At 43.1% G+C, this 2565-nt stretch carries 1 protein-coding gene; it reads left to right on the forward strand.

All coding sequences use genetic code 11. The annotated features are described in order from the left end of the window. On the forward strand, nucleotides 1-2565 hold a 2565-nt coding region (locus tag AC1DUA_RS33355), incomplete at both ends, for a PolC-type DNA polymerase III (RefSeq protein ID WP_477503821.1).

Consider the following 2565-nt stretch of genomic DNA (forward strand, 5'->3'; position numbering starts at 1 on the left):
AGCGTGTAGAGTTCCATCTACATACCACGATGAGCACGATGGATGCTTTAACTCCTATTGATCAATATGTGAAAATGGCTGCAAAATGGGGTCATAAAGCCATTGCAGTTACGGACCACAGCAATATTCAATGTTTTCCTGATGCGGGTAAAGCAGCCAAGAAACATGGGATTAAAGTGATTTATGGCCTCGAAGCTAATGTAGTGAACGACTCTGTGCCAATCGTCATGAATAGCAGGGATATCGACTTGAAGCAAGCGACATATGTTATTTTCGACGTTGAGACAACAGGTCTATCTGTCATAAATAACCGAATCATCGAGCTTGCCGGCGTTAAGATGCAGGATGGCAAGGAAATTGATCGTTTTGCAACGTTCATTAATCCGCATGAGAAAATCCCTTATAATATTCAACAATTAACGAATATTACAGATGATATGGTTGTTGGAGCGCCTGATATTGAAGATGAGCTTCCTAAGTTTGTAGAATTTATCGGCGATTCCGTCCTTGTAGCACATAACGCACGATTTGATATGGGTTTCCTACAAGCTAATTTGAAGCGAATGGGATTGCCAGACGTTACTAACTCAGTATTAGATACATTGGAACTGGCCAGATTCTTGTTCCCGTCCATGAAGAATCACAGATTGAACACCTTATCCGATAAATTTAAGGTTGGCTTGGATAACCATCACCGTGCGATTGATGACTCCATTGCATTGGGATTTGTGCTCTATCATTTAATTAATGAGGCTAATGATCGACAAATAACGAGTCTCGCTAAGCTAAACGATTACGTTGGTAAAGATTTGTCGAATCAACGACCATTCCATTGCTGTATCTATGCACTTAATGCGATTGGCAAAAAGAACTTATTTAAACTTATCTCTTTATCCCATACGACCTACTTGCAAAGAGGCGCTACGATACCGAAGAGCGTGTTAGTCGAATTTAGAGAAGGGCTTCTCATTACATCCGGCTGTGAAAAAGGGGAGTTCTTTGAGGCTGTACTTAACAAAACGATTGAAGAAGCTGAACAAGTTTCAGAGTTCTATGATATTTTGGAAATCCAGCCGGTAAGCTACAATATGCATTTGGTTGAAAAAGGACTTGTTGGCAGTGTTGAGGATCTTGAGAATGCTGTACGCCGCGTTTGTGAAATTGGTTATAAAACAGGCAAACCGGTTATTGCGACAGGAAATGTTCATTACTTGCATCCTAGAGAGAAAGTATGCCGTGACATCACCATTAACGGGATTACAGGCTTTAGTCCGCTTAAGTCGATGAAGAAACCAGATGCTCACTTCCGTACCACGAAAGAAATGCTGGCAGAGTTTAAATTTCTGGGTGAAGAGAAGGCCATGGAAGTTGTTGTGCGCAGCACGAATGAACTGGCTGATCGGTTCGAAGCGATTGAGCTCTTCCCTGATAAGCTGTTCACGCCAATTATTGAGGGCGCAGACGATGAAATTCGTAGCACCTGCTACGCTACAGCGAAAAATATCTACGGCGATGAGCTCCCGGAGGTTATCGTGGCGAGGTTGGAAAAAGAGCTTGTTCCAATCATTAAATTCGGTTTCTCTGCGAACTATTTGATCTCCGAACGATTGGTTAAAAAGTCTAATAAAGATGGCTACCTTGTAGGTTCAAGGGGATCTGTCGGATCTTCCGTAGTAGCTATGATGCTTGGTATTTCTGAGGTTAATCCGCTGCCTCCACATTATATTTGCGCTTCTTGCCAGCACAGTGAATGGTTTCTGGACGGTAGTGTTCCGAGTGGATTCGATCTCCCGAACAAGGCATGCCCGAATTGTGGCGGAAACCTTAAAGGAGACGGACATGATATTCCCTTTGAAACATTCCTGGGCTTTAAAGGGGATAAGGTTCCCGATATCGATTTGAACTTTTCTGGTGAATATCAACCGATTGCCCATAATTACACGAAAGAAATTTTCGGTGAGAAATGTGTTTTTCGTGCGGGTACCATTGGTACAGTTGCGGAGAAGACGGCTTTCGGCTTCGTGAAGAAATATGAAGAAGAGCAAGGCCAGAAATGGCGGGGCGCTGAGTTGAATCGGTTAGCTGCTGGTTGTACTGGAGTTAAGCGTAGTACGGGGCAGCATCCTGGGGGTATTGTTGTAGTCCCTGATTATATGGAAGTTGATGATATTACACCTGTTCAATTTCCTGCAGATGATAAGAATTCTGAGTGGAAAACAACCCATTTTGACTATCACGCATTTGATGCCAATTTGCTCAAACTAGATATTCTGGGACACGACGATCCGACGATGATGAGGATGCTGCAGGATTTAACGGGGATTGATCCAACAACGATTCCAATGAATGATCCTAAAGCCATGAGTATTTTTAACTCAACACAAGCAATTAATGTAACTCCAGACCAAATTCGTTCTCCGGTTGCTACATATGGCGTTCCAGAAATGGGAACGAAATTCGTACGTCAGATGCTTCAGGAAACCCAACCGAGTTCGTTTGCCGACTTACTGCAAATTTCTGGGTTGTCTCACGGAACGGGTGTTTGGTTAGGTAACGCTCAAGAAC

This window comes from Paenibacillus sp. 01T422, from assembly GCF_056398785.1.